Raw genomic sequence first — 14,143 nt, 5'->3', positions numbered from 1 at the left:
TTCTTGCTGGTCACGAGCTCATGCGGAACCACGCGGCGACCTAACAAGCGCCACCTGCTCACCGACACGCTCGGTCTGCTGCTGGCCGTGCTGGTCACGCCGGCGTCGACCACCGACCGGGACGCCGCCCGCATCCTGCTGACGATGGCCAGGGGCCGTTTCGGGCGGCTGGCACGGGTGTGGGCGGACGGCGGTTACACCGGCCATCTCGTCGACTGGAGTGCGGCACAGCTCGACATCGCCCTCGATGTCGTCCGCCGCAGCGACGACACCCGCGGCTTCCAGGTCTTTCCCCGCCGCTGGGTCGTGGAGAGATCTTTCGCCTGGTGCCTGCGCAGCCGACGCCTGGTCCGTGACTACGAGCGGCGCACCGACACCAGTGAAGCCGTCATTCTGTGGTCGATGACCATGCTCATGAGCCGCCGTCTGGCCGCCCGGCACCAGCAGCGTCTTGCTCCGACAGTGGCAGAGGCAGCATGAACCTGCCCGGTTTCGCCTCGACCAGCCAGCCTCGTTCCACCAGCCGCTTCAGCCGTGCCCTGGCTCCCTCGACGCGGGAGGCGGACGCACTGTCCCAGCCCAGCACCACCGCCGCCCGCCGGGCGCCAAGCCCGTCGTCTCCCGCATCGGCCGCAGCAGTCATCAACGCCTGGTAGTCCGGCGACAACTCCTTCACCTCGGTCGCGTGTCGCCGGTGAGGCACCGCCCGGCGCGGTCCGACCGGCTTCCTCCGCGGCACCTCGCCGGTCACGTCGGCGGGTGTCTCCTCCTCTGCCAGCGCCTCCAAGTACTGCTCGAGGCCGATCACCCGGCGCCGGTGCACCTCCTCGGCGTCCGCCAGAGCCGTCCGCACTCGTTCCAACTCGTCTTCGAGTTGCTTCACCTGCGCGGCTGCGGCCTTCTGCCGCGTTTCCAGAACCGCCCGCATCGACGGCATCCGCCACCTCCACGACATCCCGCCCGGCAACAAGCCGAGGCTCCCGCGGCAGCAGCTACTTCATACCTGACCAGCGAAAACGTCACACGAGGTTCGGAAAGAGAACGGCCTCTAAGGCAAGGGTTGCCGCTCGTGGGCGCCGGGCGGACGCCTGTGCTCTACCTGGCCACGATGCCTCCGTGCAGAGCGGCGATGCCCGGCGCCGTCGAGCGTCAACGCCCTTTGCCTTGTCCACTCGTTGGTGCTGGTGGTGCGAGCCCACCACACGGTGACTTCTCGATACGCCCGAGCCGTCCGAGCTCCCGCACAGACCGGGGGCGGGTCTCAGGCGAGGCGCTTACGGCCCCAGAAGAAGAGGAACACCGTGACGGCGGCCGTCAGGGCCAGCAGGATCGACGCGCCGAACCACTGCATGCCGTTCATCTGGGAGATCGGCAGGTAGTCGACCGACCAGCCCACGACATCGGCCTTCTGCAGGCACAGCTCACGTGCCTGTTCCGTCTGCGCGTCCGCACAGGTGCCCCAGCCGAGGAGATTCCCGTCGCCGGTGAGGTACGGGTTCGACCCGTCCATCCGGTGCGCGCCTGTGGGCAACGTCTGGATCGCGGTTTCGGCCATGACACCCTTGCTCGTCGTGCTCGTGACGACGTTGCCGAGCGACAGCAGGAAGTGGGACCAGACGAGCTGGACGACGACGGTGAAACCGAGGGTGACCACCATGGCCATCAGCGTGCGGCGCAGCACCACACCGATCGCCACCCCGCCGAAGACGGAGAGGAGGGCGAGGGCGACGGGCACGGGTCCCGTGTTGTTGAAGGTGGATTCGGAGATCCACTCCGTGGCCGTGACCTCGGACTTGTAGAGGCTCCACCACCAGCCGAACGCGACCGACAGCGCGACCGTGCTCACCACGACCACCAGCGCGGTCAGGGCCAGTTTCGTGGTCAGCCAGCGGGTCCGGCTGACGGACTGGGTGACAACCAGCTTGGCGGTGCCGTTCTCCAGGTCGCTGGCGAACAGCGGGGCACCGAGGAAGACACCGAGCAGGATCGGTATCAGCCGGAGTCCCGTGGATATGTGGGTGTACCCGTCGATCTGCAGCTGGGAGCGCTGGAAGACGATGCACGCCACGGCGAGCGCGGAGGCGCCGAGGATGGTCCAGAACGCGGCCCGGTGCTGGCGCCAGACCAGCCAGGCCATGCCCTTGAGGGGCTGGGGGAGTTGGGGGAGTCGGCCGGTGCCCGTGGTGCCCGGGGCCGTGGACTTGGTCGTCGTCGAGGTGCTGGTGAGAGAGCTCATGCTGCCACCGTCCGGGTGTTGTACGCCTGGTCCTGGACCTGGGCGGTGGGGGTGATCAGAGGTGGTGCGTCGGGTGAGCGGAGATAGGCGAGCAGGAGTTCTTCCGTGCTCGGGCTGTCCGTCTCCCAGGGGCCGGTGGCCGGGCCATCGGGGCGGATCAGGGCGGTGAACTGCCGTCCGCTGATCCGGGACTCGACGAGGGGGTGGTGCGCGAGGGAGGCGGGCAGGCCCTCGCCGTCCTTGGCGCCGGTGACCATGGTGTGTACGGACAGCAGCTCGTCCACGTCTCCGGCGAGGCGTACTCCGCCGTCGGAGAGGACGACGAGGTAGTCGCACACGTTCTCCAGTTCGGCCAGGACATGGGTGGACATCAGGACGGTGGTGCCGTGCTCGGCAGTCTCGGCGAGGAGGGTGCCTATCAGTTCCTGGCGCGCGACCGGGTCGAGGTCCGACATCGGCTCGTCGAGCAGCAGCAGGTCGGGGCGCTTGCCGAGGGCGACGGCGAGGGCGACGCGGGTGTGCTGGCCGCCGGACAGGGTGCCGATCTTCGCGTCGAAGGGCACTTTGCCCGCGCGGACGATGTCCTCGGCGGCGCGCTGGTCCCAGCCGGGGTTCAGTTCCTGCCCCAGCCGCAGGGTCTCGGCCACGGTGAACCGGCGGAACAGGGGCTTCTCCTGGGCGAGGAACGAGGTGCGCCCCGAGTCCACCGAGCCCGGTGCCGCGCCTAACACGCTGAGCGTGCCCTGTGTCGGCTCCAGGACGTGGGCCATGATGCTCAGCAGCGTGGTCTTGCCCGCCCCGTTGGGGCCGACCAGCCCGCAGATCCGTCCCGCCGGGAGCCGGAAGGAACAGTCCTTCAGTGCCCATCCCCGCCGGTAGCGCATCCCCAGGCCGTGCGCCTCAAGTGCCGACTCCCCCGCGTACATACCGTCACTCACCAGTGCTCCTACTTGTCGTGGCCGCCGTCTCACTACCGGCGGCGTACTGCTTCTCCATGGCCGAGGCGACCAACGCGGCCACGTCCTCCTGCTCCAGACCCGCCTCGGCCGCCCGGGACACCCACGCCACCAGCTCCCCGTACAGCGGTGAGTCGGTACTTGCCGAGGGGCGGGCCAGTGTGCGGCGTACGAACGTGCCCTGGCCGGGTCGCGGTTCGACCAGGCCCTCACGCTCCAGCTCGCGGTACGCCTTGAGGGTGGTGTTCGGGTTGACCGCGCTGACCTCGGCGACGTCCTTGGCGGTCGGCAGCCGGTCGCCCGGCACCAGTACGCCCAGCCGCAGGGCCTGCTTGGTCTGCTGCACGATCTGCTGGAAGGCGGGGACTCCGTTCCGCCTGTTGATGCGGAACTCCACGATTACCACCACCATTTCACTACTCGATTAGTGGAATGATGATGGAGGGGTGCGCGGATGGTTGTCAACAGCAATCGGAGGGGCTTCCTGGGCAGGATTTCAGCCGCCGGCCGCGGCCTCCGTCACGTCGGCGTCCACTTCGACGCCGTATGCGTCGCGGGGGTGCGCGCGTTGACCTGGCCGTTGAAGCAGAAGTCGGCGCCGACGCCCGAAGCGCCGTTCGTGGAGGCGGGGTTGCTGCAGGATTTGCTGCGCGATGTGGCGGGTTACGCGATCGATGCTGTACGGTGACCGCGACATCACACTCCGTACGCGATCGTGTATGGAACGGTCCCCGGAGGTGCGGGAACACCGACCGAGGACCTTCACCACCGAGTGGACCTCTAGTAGGGCTTGGTCATCTTCACTCGCGAGTGGGGTGTCTGTCTGCTTGTTGGTGTCGTTGGGATGGTGTGACACCTGAGGAGATGGCCGAGGTCCGGGAGGACCTGGAGGCGTTCGCGACGGGGTTGTTCGACGGGTTCTTCCGTGCGGATCAGCGGCGGTGGGGGCAGGCGTATTGCGGGGACTGCTGATGGACGGGCGGCGCAAGTCGGTGGAGCCGATGGCGGCCCGTCTGGGTGAGGACGGCAACCGGCAGACGCTGGCGCATTTCATCACCTCCAGCCCGTGGGATCCGGCGCATGTGCGGGCTCGGCTGGCCTGGAGGATGCACGAGGCGATCGGTCTGGAAGCGCTGATCGTGGATGACACCGGTTTCCTCAAGGACGGGGACGCTTCGGCGTGCGTGTCGCGGCAGTACACCGGCACCGCGGGCAAGGTCACCAAGTGCCAGGTCGGTGTGTCGCTGCACCTGGCCCGGGATCGTGCCTCGGCCGCGGTGAACTGGAGGCTGTTCCTGCCCGCGTCCTGGGATCCCGCCTCCCCGGAGGCGGACCCGGACAAGGTCGCCCGCCGCACCCGTTGCGGCATTCCCGCGCAAGTGGGGCATGTGGAGAAGTGGCAGCTGGCCCTGGACATGATCGACGAGACCCGGTCCTGGGGCATCGACTTCCTCTGGTAGTCGCGGACGCCGGCTACGGCGATGCCGCCGCCTTCCGCCACGGCCTGGAAGAACGCAAGCTGCCCTACGCGGTGGGCATCTCCTCCCGCCACACCGCCCATCCGGCCCAGGCCCGGCCCGTCCAGCCCGCCTGCACAGGCACCGGCCGACCGCCGAAAGTGCAGTATCCCGATGCGCCGCAGACCGTGAAAGACCTGGTCATCGCGGCCGGCCGGACGGCCGCCAGGCCGGTGTCCTGGCGGCAGGGATCCCGGCCGGGCAAAGGGACCAGCGGCTTCAAGCGCATGTACTCGCGGTACGTCGCCCTGCGCATCCGCCCGGCCGGACGCGGCGTCCGCCGGACCGCCGACGGTCCGGAGCTGCCCGAACGCTGGCTGCTGGCCGAGTGGCCGGCCGGTGAGAGCGAGCCGGTGCAGTTCTGGCTGTCGGTCACGTCCACGGGAGTGGTGTATCGACGGCCACTCGGTGATCTCGTTTTGAGGCTATGCGGTGAGTTCGGTGGGCAGGGCGGTCTCGTCGTTTTCTGACTCGATCGGGTGGGGCGGGCTTTGGCGAGGAGTTCGATGCCCATGTAGCGGCGGGCTTCGGTCCACTCGTCGTTCTGCTCGGCCAGGACTGCTCCGACCAGGCAGATCAGGGCGGTGCGGTCGGGGAAGATGCCGACCACGAGGGTGCGGCGGCGGATCTCCTTGTTCAGCCGCTCCTGCGGGTTGTTCGACCAGATCTGCCGCCAGATCTCGCGCGGGAAGGCGGTGAACGCCAGCAGCTCGTGCTGGGCGGTGTCCAAGTGGGCGGCGGCCTTGGGGAACTTGGCTTCCAACGCGTCCAGGACGTGCCGCATCTGGGCCTTCACGGCGTCGGCATCGGGCTGTTCGAAGACGGTCCGCAGCAGTGTTGCCACCCACGGCTGAGCCGATTTCGGGACCTGGCAGAGCAAATTTCGGGTCGTGTCCCTTGACGTGGTGTAGGCGATCAATCGTCGGTGGTGTTGGGGAGTGCGGGGGCGCTTTCGCCGGGCTCGGTGGGGTAGATCCGGTCCATGCTGCCTTCGGGTAGATAGCGGCGGGGAAAGGCGATCCACTCGTCGTGCATCTCGAAGAGCACAGCGGTGACCAGCCGCAGCAGCGAGTCGTCACTGGGGAAGACCTGGACGACATCGACGCGGCGTTTGATCTCGCGGTTGATCCGCTCCAGCGGGTTCGTGGACTGAATCTTCTTCCAGTGCCGTTCCGGGAACGCGGCGAAGGCGGTGAGGTCGTCCTTGGCGTCCAGGAGCATCTGCTTGACCTGGGGAAACTGAGCGCCAAGCATGTCAGCGACCGTGTCGAGCTGGTTGCGGACAGCGTCCTGGTCGGGCTGGGCGAAGATGGTGCGGATGGTCGCGGCGACCATTTCCGCGGCGTCCTTGGGGATCACGCCGAAGACATTGCGCAGGAAATGAACCCGGCAGCGCTGGTAAGCCGCGCCGATCATGACCTTCCGGATCGCCTTGACCAGGCCCGAGTGGTGATCGCCGAGCACGAGCCGGACACCACCCAGGCCGCTTTCACGCAGGTGACGCAGGAACTGGGTCCAGAACACCTCGGTCTCACTGTCGCCGACCATCACTCCCAGCACCTCGCGGCCGCCGTCCTCGGTGATGCCGGTGGCGATCACCACGGCCCGCGAGACGATCTGATGCGCGACCCGTGCCTTGCAGTAGGTCGCATCGAGGTAGACGTAGGGGGAAGCGGGTGTGGTCCAGGGGCCGGCCGCGGAACGCGGTCAGCTGGGTGTCCAGGTCCGCGCAGCTCCGTGAGACCTCGCTCTTGGAGATCCCGCTGTCCGCTCCCAGTGCCTTGACCAGGTCGTCGACCGAGCGGGTGGACACCCCGTGGACGTACGCCTCCATGATGACGGCGAACAGGGCCTGATCGATGCGGCGGCGACGCTCCAGCAGGCTCGGGAAGAAGCTGCCCGAACGCAGCTTGGGTATGGCCAGGTCCAGGTCACCGGCCTGCGTGGTCAGCGTCTTGTCGCGGTGCCCGTTGCGCAGTGCGGTGCGTGTCTCGGTGTGCTCGTTCCACTCCGCACCGATCCTCGACGTCGCCTCGGCCTCGATCAGCTCCTGCAGCATCCGCTCGGCCACGGACCGGACGAGTTCGAGTCCGTCCGCCGAACGCAGTGACTCCAGCAGCCGAAGTAAGTCATGCTGGGACAGGGCCATCATGCACCTCCTGGTTGAACTGGCCGTTCACCAGCGAGAGTTGCATGGTGGCCCGCCTGCCGGGCAGGGGGCGGAATCCCTATCGACACACGCCCCGGGGCGACGCCCCAACGTTGATCGGCTACACCACGAAGCGGGACGCCATCAAATTTCGGGCGTAGTGGGTTCGACAGCGCTGCCAGGAAGCCCCTGGCAGAACGGCACCGATTGCGTTCACCAGGCCGGTGTGCGCGTCGGAGACGACCAGCTGAACCCCGCTCAGGCCGCGTGCGGTCAGCGAGCGCAGGAAGGCGAGCCAGCCGGCGCCGTCCTCGGCGGTGGCGACGTCGATGCCGAGGATCTCGCGGTGGCCGTCGGCGTTGACGCCGACGGCGATCAGCGCGTGGACGTTGACGATGCGGCCGCCCTCGCGGACCTTCTGGGTCAGCGCGTCCACCCAGACGAACGCATAAGGCCCGGCGTCGAGCAGCCGGTCGCGGAAGGCGGCGACCTGCTCGTCGAGGTGCTTTGCCATCGCGCTGACCTGGGACTTAGACAGCTGGGTCACCCCGAGGGACTCGGCGAGCTTCTCGACCCGGCGCGTGGAGACGCCGAGCAGGTAGGCGGTCGCGACCACCGAGATCAGGGCCTGCTCAGCCCGCCGACGGCGTTCGAGGAGCCAGTGCGGGAAGTAACTGCCCTGGCGCAGCTTGGGGACGGCCAGTTCGACGGTGCCGGCCCTCGTGTCCCACTCGCGTGGGCGGTAGCCGTTGCGGTGGTTGACTCTCTCGTCGCTGACCTGCCCGTATTCGGCGCCGCAGAGGGTGTCGGCCTCCGCGGACATGAGCGCGTCGGCGAACGTCTTCACCATCGCGCGCAGCAGATCGGGACTCGCCGCGGCGAGGTTGTCCTCCGCAAGGGCGTGCAGGGGCAGACTGTCAGGTGCGGTCATCGTGCTGATCTCCTTCGAGGTTTCGACACTTCGAAGATCAGCCGGTGGCCGTTCATCTATGCGGGCATCAGCCAGAAGCCGGAGCAAACCCCCGGATCAGGTCGAACCGTACACCACTTCCCAGGACGCAACCGTTCTCAGACGACCTGGCTTTCGTGGAGGGGGGTTCACAGAACCGCCCAAAGGCGGCAGCAGGTGAGACATGCGTGCGGGGACCCCCGGCACCCGGTGCAACCGGTTGTCAGTGCTGTTCGGCAGAGTGTGCATGTGACGAATCGAGACGAGGAACGTGGCGTCCCCACCTGGTCTGAACTGCCTTCGACGGCCAGGGAGCTGCTCATGGCAACCGAATGGGGCGCCCTGCAGCATGCATATGGGAGCGCCGAGGACACCCCGCCGTACCTGTGTCAACTCCTGAACGAGGATCCCGAGGTGCAGGCCGAGGCACTGGGAATGCTCGAGATGTCCGTGCTGCATCAAGGATCCCTGTACAGCTCCACCCCGCCGGCCGCACTGTTCGTCGCAGCGATCCTGACCCACCCCCAGACTTTGGCCGAGCACGAGAGCTTCTTCCCCTGGGACGACCGGACCCGACCCCTACGGGCCGCACTACTCGACTGGCTCGGCCAGATCGCCGACTCGGCCTCCTACGGCGAGGACCCCGGCAGCGAGGACGAGTACGGGGATGAGTACGACGGCGAGGACGAAGACGAGCTCGAAGCGATCCACGCATGCAGGAGTATCCGGCGCGAGCTCTACGACGCGGTCGAGCCGTTCCTCGACGATCCGCATCCGGACACCCGAGAGGCAGCCCTCGGAGCGGTCACCCTGCTTCTGAAGGCACCTGACCTCACCGATCTCGTTCCCCGCGCCGCCCACCGCCTGCGTAGCGTTCTCGCAGCGGACGGCAGCCGCCGAGAACGCTCCTCCGCAGCTCTGGCCATGGGCGCCTGGGGCCAGGACACCACCGGCATCCTCAACGATCCTGATCCAGCCGTGCGCACCTGCGCCGCTCTGGCCACTGGATGCGCGCACATGCCACGCGCCACCGCCGTCCTGCTCGAAGCCCTGCAAAACCCCGTCGAGGCAGACCGCTGGTTCCCCGACCCGCTCCCTCAATTCGACGGCTGGCTCCGCTTCACCCTCCTGAAGGCCGTCCTTGACCGCATCGACGCCTTCGAAGACCTAGCTCCGGCGGCCATGACCCTGATACCGCTCGCCAGCGACTACACCGTCGACCGCGACTGGGGTCCGCTGCTCGTCAAAGCCTTCCCCACTGGCTACAGCCCTGGCCTGCCGCTGTCGACCGCGCAACGAGAGCTTCTGCAAGCCGTCACTGCCAATGACAACTGCTGGGGAAACATTGGCAACAAGTTCCGCTGGCTCAGGGAAGCCGGCCTGCCAGAGCAGCGCGACGCCATCCGAGCTCTGCTCTGATCACACGGCCATCGGCTGATCTGGTCCAAGAACAAAGCCTGTCCGCAGGCCGCTGTGCTCCCAGCTCTGCTAGAGCGTGTCCCTTTGATGGGCTCATCGGTTGATCGGGTGTGCCTGTCCGATTAGTGATCACTGATGCGATGTGGGACCGGATCGAGCCGCTGATGCCGGCAAATCCGGTCCGCGGACGGCGGTGGGCCGACCACCGCCGCACGCTGGAGGCCATCGCGTGGAAGTACCGCACCAACTCGCCCTGGCGGGACCTGCCCGACGAGCTCGGCTCGTTCAAGACCGCTCACAAGCGGCTGATCAGGTGGGCCGTCGACGGCACGTGGGAGAAGATCCTCGCCGCCCTTCTCTCGGCAGCGAATGCCGCCGACGACATCGGCTGGACCGTTGTCGGTCGACTCCACCGTCGTCCGGGCCCACCAGCACGCCGCCGGCGCCCGCAAAAGGGGCCGAAGGCCGAGGCGAGCCGCCCGACCACGCACTCGGGCGCTCCCGCGGCGGGCTGACCCCGCATCGCCGTACTGGGTGGGCGCAGGAGTTCACCTGCAGAAACGCCACACCAGCACCGCAGTGGCTTCGTTCATCTTCAGTGACTCTGCGGTGTCCCTTGCGCGGGTTCTCCGTGGTGCCGGGCGCCGTTGGAGGTCACCGCACCCGGAACCCGGTGTGGTCGGGAGTCCGGCGTCCCCTCAGTGAGCCCCACGACGCCCCTGGCCAGAAGAGGGAAGCGGGTCAGGGGTGCCGTGTTGTCTGGCGAGTTTGTGCAGGAGCCGGGCGCGGCCGTCCTCGACGGTCCGGTCCTCGGTGAGCACCTTGCTGAACGTCTTCATGATGGCGTCCGCGCCGATCGGATGGGCGCTGTGCGGGTCTTGGTCCGTCTGGCGTGTGCTGTGGCGTTCGGGGAGGGCAACTGCCGGCGACGGCTGGGGCTGGGGCCGTGCGGCGGGCTGCTGGCGCGCTGAATCCTGGGCGGCTTCCCTGCGGGCGTTGTCCAGGAGCTGGTTGAAGCGGTCGACGTCGCCTCCGAGGACGCGCACGAATGTTCCCAGGACGGCCTGGGGCGGCAGGACCGTGGCCTCGAGGATGGAGGCGACCGCGCCAGTGGTCAGCAGCCAGCGGCTGGCGACCGCCACGTCGTTCGGCGCGGGGCGTCCCGCGCGCAGGTGCAGCGTGTGGATTGCGGCGCGGAGCTGTTCGGCGGCGGGCAGGGGAGGCTCATCGGGGTCCGCGGCTGCCGGTGCGCGGTTTCTCTCACTGAGTTTCTCCGACTCCCAGACGGTCCGCAGGACTTCCGGGTCGGCCCCGCAGGCCTGGGCGAACTTGCGTGTGAGGGTCCAGGTCGGCACCCGTTCGCCGGACAGCATCCGAGACAGATATGAGGCGGAGCAGCCGATCCGGCCGCTCACCTCTTTGTTCGTGAGCTGCGCGGTGCGGATCAGCATGGACAGGATCGGGGCGAGACGGTTGAACGCCGCTCCTGACGGTTCGCTCGGGGTGGTCTGGTCGGGGCCGCGTTCGGAGCCTGAATCGCCTGGCTCACTCGCCGCGTCGGCGCCGGAGGCGACCTCGTCCGGGGGGTCGGCCCTGTGCCCGGCAGCGCCGCTGAAGAGGCTGGTGAGGGAGGTGAGCGCTGCTTCGGAGCGGTTGAAACGGGCGAGACGGCGCAGGATGTACCGCTCGGTGTAGCGGTGGCGGGCGGTGTCCTCGCTGACGCGCAGGATGGAGCTGATGGTGGCCCACGTGACGCGCCGATAGCGGGCCCGTCCGACGACCGCCGCCGTCAGGCCGTCGAGCTGCTCGTGCAGCTGGGCGATCCGCCGCACGGGCTCTTCTCCGTCAGAGGACGGCATAAGCCGCGCGAGCTCGCGCGCACCGTCCTGTATGTCCTTCGCGATCTCGGTGAGGATCACTTCCCCCGCAGCCGGGCCGGGAGCGGCAGGACGGGGTGCCGGGCAGCTCCGGGGCGTCGGCCGCGGTTCGGCGGGCGTCTCTGCCGGGGCGGGGTGCGGTGTCGCGGACCGGGGTGCGGTGTGGTCGAGCAGCCGGCGCCGGTGGGCGGCCTGACGGCAGGCGTCCCCGCAGTACTTCCGGGGCCTGCCTCTTCCCGGCCCTCCGGCGAGACCGGAACCGCAGAACTCACATGTGTCACTCATGGTGCTTCCATCCCGTAACGAAAAGGGTTCAGAAGGGGGTGTCCGGCGCTGATACAGCCGAATTTCCCCGGGTTTCGTCACACGCGGCGGCCTGAGCCCGCTGGCGGGCGGACTCAGGCCGTTTTGGGCAGGCGGTGGGTTACCGGTGGCTCGGGACCCCTACCGCCCTGTGCCTGTCAGCGCCGGTGACGGCGGAGACGGAAGACCCTGAACGCGGCGCCGGAAAGCACGCCGCCGAGGGCGTATACGGCCTCCTGGGAGACCGTCACCTGAACCGACGGCCGGGAAATCAGCACGTATCCGATGAACAAGATGCCGATGAACGCGCCAACTGAGCGCGTGCCAAACCGGTTCACGTAACGAAAGTTTTCGTTACGGCTATTACGCTTGCCATGAGTGAAGCGGCCTGAAGGCTGTTTAAGGGTTGTCCCGTAACTGCTGGTCACGGGTGAGATGATCTTGTCGTGGCTGGTGTGATCACGGCGTCGCAGCCGTCCTGGATAGCCCCGTTTACCGGGCTGAGCCCGCGTCAGTTCGGGAAGCTGATCACCGCGTTGCGGCGCGAGGGTGCGGATCCGGTGCGCAAGGGCCGGCCGTGGAGCCTGCCGCTGGAGGATCGCGTGCTGCTGGTCGCCGCGTACTGGCGGACTAACCTGACCCTGCGCCAACTGGCGCCGTTGTTCGGGGTGTCCAAGTCTGCGGCTGACCGCATCATCAACCACCTCGGACCCGCGCTCGCCCTTCAGCAACGCAAGCGGTTCCGCAAGGACGCCGTGGTGATCGTGGACGGCACCCTGGTCCCCACCCGCGACCGCACCATCGCCGCGCAGTCCAAAAACTACCGGTACTCCACCAACCACCAGGTCGTCATCGACGCCGACACCCGGCTCGTCGTCGCCGTCGGCCGGCCACTGCCCGGCAACCGCAACGACTGCAAGGCATGGGAACTCTCCGGAGCGAAGGCCGCCGTCGGAAAGACCACGGTCATCGCGGACGGCGGCTATCGGGGCACCGGCCTGGTCATCCCGCACCGCCGCGAAGCCGGCCAGAGCGAACTTCCGGCCTGGAAAGAGGAACACAACGCCTCCCACCGCAAAGTCCGCGCCCGCGTCGAGCACGCCTTCGCCCGCATGAAGACCTGGAAGATCCTCCGCGACTGCCGCCTCAAAGGCGACGGCGTCCACCACGCCATGCTCGGCATCGCCCGCCTGCACAACCTCACCCTCGCCGGGTGACGAAGAAACGGGCAGGTCATCCAACATCTCAGAGATCATTTACGGGACAGCCCTTAACCGAACAGTGAGCTATTTCAGCGGTGCCGCTCCGAGGTGAGGACGGCTGCTGCGGTGATTGACGACATTCGATTCGGGCTGCACCCCTGCGGAGGATCCCCCAGGACTTCAGATGGGCCACACCCCGTTCAATCGGCGTCCGCGCCGCGGAGAGCGCATGGTGACCCACTCGACCAGGGCGTGAGGCACAAGTTGCGACAGAACAGGGACCCAACGTGGCTCCTCGAGCGATGTCCCCAGCCCGTGTGGCGGCCGCCCGACTCCGCCGCTGACTGGCATGTTCACCATCGACGGCAGCGAGGAGACGAGCCGCCCGCCGGCTGCGGGCGCGGCCGCAGCCGCGCCGATCGACGGCCGGGCCCTCGCGGCCTGGCCCTGGAGTCATGGCTTCCTTCCGGCGCAGAGGGCCATGAGTGAGCGTGTGCTGGAGAGCAAGGCGTTGCACGGGCGGGGTGTCCAGGGTGTAAGCGCCGGCTGTGCCCTGTGAAAGCGGGTTCAGGACTGTGCGGAGGGTCTGCGGGGCGGGGGAAGGGCGGGCAGGAGTTCCCACAGCGGGCGTGCCCCGGACGCCCAGGCCCCGAGCAGTGCGCGGTCCACGAGGTGCAGGCGCTGCTGGCGGGCGAAGTCGCGGCCGGGCCGGGTGATCCTGCCGTTGGTGACCATGACCACCACGTCCGCTTTGTGGACCGGGCGGCCCGTGCCGTTGAGCACCTGAAGTTCCGGCGTGCCCACGGCTGCGCCACGCTCACCGGCCCGCCGGTGCTTGCACTGGATCACCCAGCGCCGTCCCAGCGGATCGGTCGCCTTCACGTCCGCTCCCAGGTCGCCCTGCCCGCCCACCTGAACGGCATCGGCGCAGCCGTCCCGGCGCATCAGGTCCCGGATCGCGTACTCGAACTGCCGGTGGGCCAGCAGGTCCAGCCGCGCCAGGCCGTACCGCAGGGCACGTGCCTGAGCGCGTTCCCACTGTGCCCGTTGGGCCCGCTGCTGCCACCAGCCGATGCCTCCCAGTACGGCGAGGACGGCCGCAGCCGGCAGCAGCCACCAGTGCGCGAGAAGCCAGTTGACCGCCGTCGCCACCAGCCAGACGACCACGGCCACGGTCACGCACAGTCCTGCGAACTGGGACTCCTGCTGTTGACGGCGTCGGCTGGGGCGCCGTGCCGGTCGTCGCCGGGCCGACGGACGCCGGGTCATCGCTCACCGCCCAGGGCGGAGAGGTCGATCGGGTACGACACGCTCGGCGTGGGCACGACCCGCTTGGCGATGGGGGTGTCGAACCGGATCGGGTAGGACGCGGTCGGGCGCGGCACGGCCGTCCTCGGGGCACTGCCGGTGCGGTCGAAGCGGACCGGGTAGGTGACTGACGGATCGGGCTGTGTGCTGTCAGTTCCGTCGGCGTTGTGGGCGTTGCCGAAAGCGAGCACGGCCAGGCCGACGGCCGCGACGATGGTCATCTCCCG

13 protein-coding genes and 5 pseudogenes are annotated in these 14,143 nt (G+C 68.4%); 7 read left to right on the top strand and 11 right to left on the bottom strand.

Annotated features, from left to right (window positions below):
* The first annotated feature begins 3 nt into the window (after positions 1–3).
* A complete protein-coding gene (locus tag ACZ6D7_RS38425) occupies positions 4–480 on the top strand; it encodes a transposase (RefSeq protein WP_469501007.1) in 477 nt (158 codons plus the stop codon).
* Here the strand turns inward: ACZ6D7_RS38425 and ACZ6D7_RS38420 are convergent.
* From ACZ6D7_RS38420 to ACZ6D7_RS38405, 4 genes are all read right to left on the bottom strand, one after another.
* Positions 413–928 (bottom strand): hypothetical protein, encoded by a 516-nt coding sequence (locus ACZ6D7_RS38420; RefSeq protein WP_469501085.1) that lies wholly within the window; start codon positions 926–928, stop codon positions 413–415. The genes ACZ6D7_RS38425 and ACZ6D7_RS38420 overlap by 68 nt on opposite strands.
* Before the next feature lie 333 nt (positions 929–1,261).
* A complete protein-coding gene (locus ACZ6D7_RS38415) occupies positions 1,262–2,236 on the bottom strand; it encodes an ABC transporter permease (protein ID WP_469501005.1) in 975 nt (324 codons plus the stop codon).
* On the bottom strand, positions 2,233–3,162 hold the full coding sequence (locus tag ACZ6D7_RS38410) for an ABC transporter ATP-binding protein (RefSeq protein WP_469501081.1): 930 nt from the start codon (positions 3,160–3,162) through the stop codon (positions 2,233–2,235). The genes ACZ6D7_RS38415 and ACZ6D7_RS38410 overlap by 4 nt, the downstream gene beginning before the upstream one ends.
* Positions 3,163–3,166: 4 nt before the next feature.
* The gene (locus ACZ6D7_RS38405; protein WP_469501003.1) at positions 3,167–3,604 is read right to left on the bottom strand and encodes a GntR family transcriptional regulator; all 438 of its coding nucleotides are present in this window, start codon (positions 3,602–3,604) and stop codon (positions 3,167–3,169) included.
* A 42-nt stretch (positions 3,605–3,646) separates the two neighbouring features.
* Here ACZ6D7_RS38405 and ACZ6D7_RS38400 point away from each other — a divergent pair, with 42 nt between their 5' ends.
* Positions 3,647–3,880: a hypothetical protein gene (locus tag ACZ6D7_RS38400; protein WP_469501001.1), complete on the top strand. Its 234-nt coding sequence runs from the start codon at positions 3,647–3,649 to the stop codon at positions 3,878–3,880.
* Between the two features lie 176 nt (positions 3,881–4,056).
* Positions 4,057–5,080, top strand: a pseudogene (locus tag ACZ6D7_RS38395) (IS701 family transposase); the annotation flags it as partial.
* 86 nt (positions 5,081–5,166) lie between these two features.
* Here the strand turns inward: ACZ6D7_RS38395 and ACZ6D7_RS38390 are convergent.
* The 3 pseudogenes from ACZ6D7_RS38390 to ACZ6D7_RS38380 form a co-directional block, all read right to left on the bottom strand.
* Positions 5,167–5,592: pseudogene (locus tag ACZ6D7_RS38390) on the bottom strand (transposase); the annotation flags it as partial.
* A 32-nt stretch (positions 5,593–5,624) separates the two neighbouring features.
* A pseudogene (locus ACZ6D7_RS38385) lies at positions 5,625–6,858 on the bottom strand (IS256 family transposase).
* Positions 6,859–6,997: 139 nt separating this feature from the next.
* Positions 6,998–7,789: pseudogene (locus ACZ6D7_RS38380) on the bottom strand (IS256 family transposase); the annotation flags it as partial.
* 339 nt (positions 7,790–8,128) lie between these two features.
* Between ACZ6D7_RS38380 and ACZ6D7_RS38375 the strand changes: the two are divergent.
* Positions 8,129–9,226: a HEAT repeat domain-containing protein gene (locus ACZ6D7_RS38375; protein ID WP_469501000.1), complete on the top strand. Its 1,098-nt coding sequence runs from the start codon at positions 8,129–8,131 to the stop codon at positions 9,224–9,226.
* A 110-nt stretch (positions 9,227–9,336) separates the two neighbouring features.
* A pseudogene (locus ACZ6D7_RS38370) lies at positions 9,337–9,743 on the top strand (IS5 family transposase); the annotation flags it as partial.
* 181 nt (positions 9,744–9,924) lie between these two features.
* Here ACZ6D7_RS38370 and ACZ6D7_RS38365 read toward each other — a convergent pair.
* Positions 9,925–11,058, bottom strand: a complete 1,134-nt coding sequence (locus ACZ6D7_RS38365) for a helix-turn-helix domain-containing protein (protein ID WP_469500998.1) — start codon at positions 11,056–11,058, stop codon at positions 9,925–9,927.
* Positions 11,059–11,564: 506 nt separating this feature from the next.
* Positions 11,565–11,834, bottom strand: coding sequence for a hypothetical protein (locus ACZ6D7_RS38360; RefSeq protein WP_469500996.1), 270 nt, complete (start codon positions 11,832–11,834; stop codon positions 11,565–11,567).
* Positions 11,835–11,852: 18 nt separating this feature from the next.
* Between ACZ6D7_RS38360 and ACZ6D7_RS38355 the strand changes: the two genes are divergently transcribed.
* Positions 11,853–12,623, top strand: a complete 771-nt coding sequence (locus ACZ6D7_RS38355) for a transposase (protein ID WP_469500994.1) — start codon at positions 11,853–11,855, stop codon at positions 12,621–12,623.
* Positions 12,624–12,957: 334 nt separating this feature from the next.
* Entirely contained in the window at positions 12,958–13,167 is a 210-nt protein-coding gene (locus ACZ6D7_RS38350) for a hypothetical protein (protein ID WP_469500992.1), read from the top strand.
* A gap of 8 nt (positions 13,168–13,175) precedes the next feature.
* Here ACZ6D7_RS38350 and ACZ6D7_RS38345 read toward each other — a convergent pair whose 3' ends face one another.
* Together ACZ6D7_RS38345 and ACZ6D7_RS38340 are read right to left on the bottom strand one after the other, a co-directional pair.
* Complete coding sequence (locus tag ACZ6D7_RS38345) at positions 13,176–13,877, bottom strand: restriction endonuclease (RefSeq protein WP_469500990.1); 702 nt, start codon at positions 13,875–13,877, stop codon at positions 13,176–13,178.
* Positions 13,874–14,137 (bottom strand): hypothetical protein, encoded by a 264-nt coding sequence (locus ACZ6D7_RS38340; RefSeq protein WP_469500988.1) that lies wholly within the window; start codon positions 14,135–14,137, stop codon positions 13,874–13,876. Before ACZ6D7_RS38340 ends, ACZ6D7_RS38345 begins: the two co-directional genes overlap by 4 nt.
* Positions 14,138–14,143: the final 6 nt, after the last annotated feature.

Source organism: Streptomyces sp. NPDC041784, assembly GCF_055591025.1.
The sequence above is the reverse complement of the archived record's forward strand: the minus strand, read 5'-3'. Positions and strand labels throughout refer to the sequence as shown.

Bases quoted from the DNA above. Each gene is read 5' to 3' on its own strand.
- ACZ6D7_RS38400 (WP_469501001.1), top strand. From the start codon at position 3,647: ATGGTTGTCAACAGCAATCGGAGGGGCTTCCTGGGCAGGATTTCAGCC.
- ACZ6D7_RS38410 (WP_469501081.1), bottom strand. From the start codon at position 3,162: ATGTACGCGGGGGAGTCGGCACTTGAGGCGCACGGCCTGGGGATGCGC.
- ACZ6D7_RS38345 (WP_469500990.1), bottom strand. From the start codon at position 13,877: ATGACCCGGCGTCCGTCGGCCCGGCGACGACCGGCACGGCGCCCCAGC.
- ACZ6D7_RS38375 (WP_469501000.1), top strand. From the start codon at position 8,129: ATGGCAACCGAATGGGGCGCCCTGCAGCATGCATATGGGAGCGCCGAG.
- ACZ6D7_RS38350 (WP_469500992.1), top strand. From the start codon at position 12,958: ATGTTCACCATCGACGGCAGCGAGGAGACGAGCCGCCCGCCGGCTGCG.
- ACZ6D7_RS38415 (WP_469501005.1), bottom strand. From the start codon at position 2,236: ATGAGCTCTCTCACCAGCACCTCGACGACGACCAAGTCCACGGCCCCG.
- ACZ6D7_RS38420 (WP_469501085.1), bottom strand. From the start codon at position 928: ATGCGGGCGGTTCTGGAAACGCGGCAGAAGGCCGCAGCCGCGCAGGTG.
- ACZ6D7_RS38405 (WP_469501003.1), bottom strand. From the start codon at position 3,604: ATGGTGGTGGTAATCGTGGAGTTCCGCATCAACAGGCGGAACGGAGTC.
- ACZ6D7_RS38340 (WP_469500988.1), bottom strand. From the start codon at position 14,137: ATGACCATCGTCGCGGCCGTCGGCCTGGCCGTGCTCGCTTTCGGCAAC.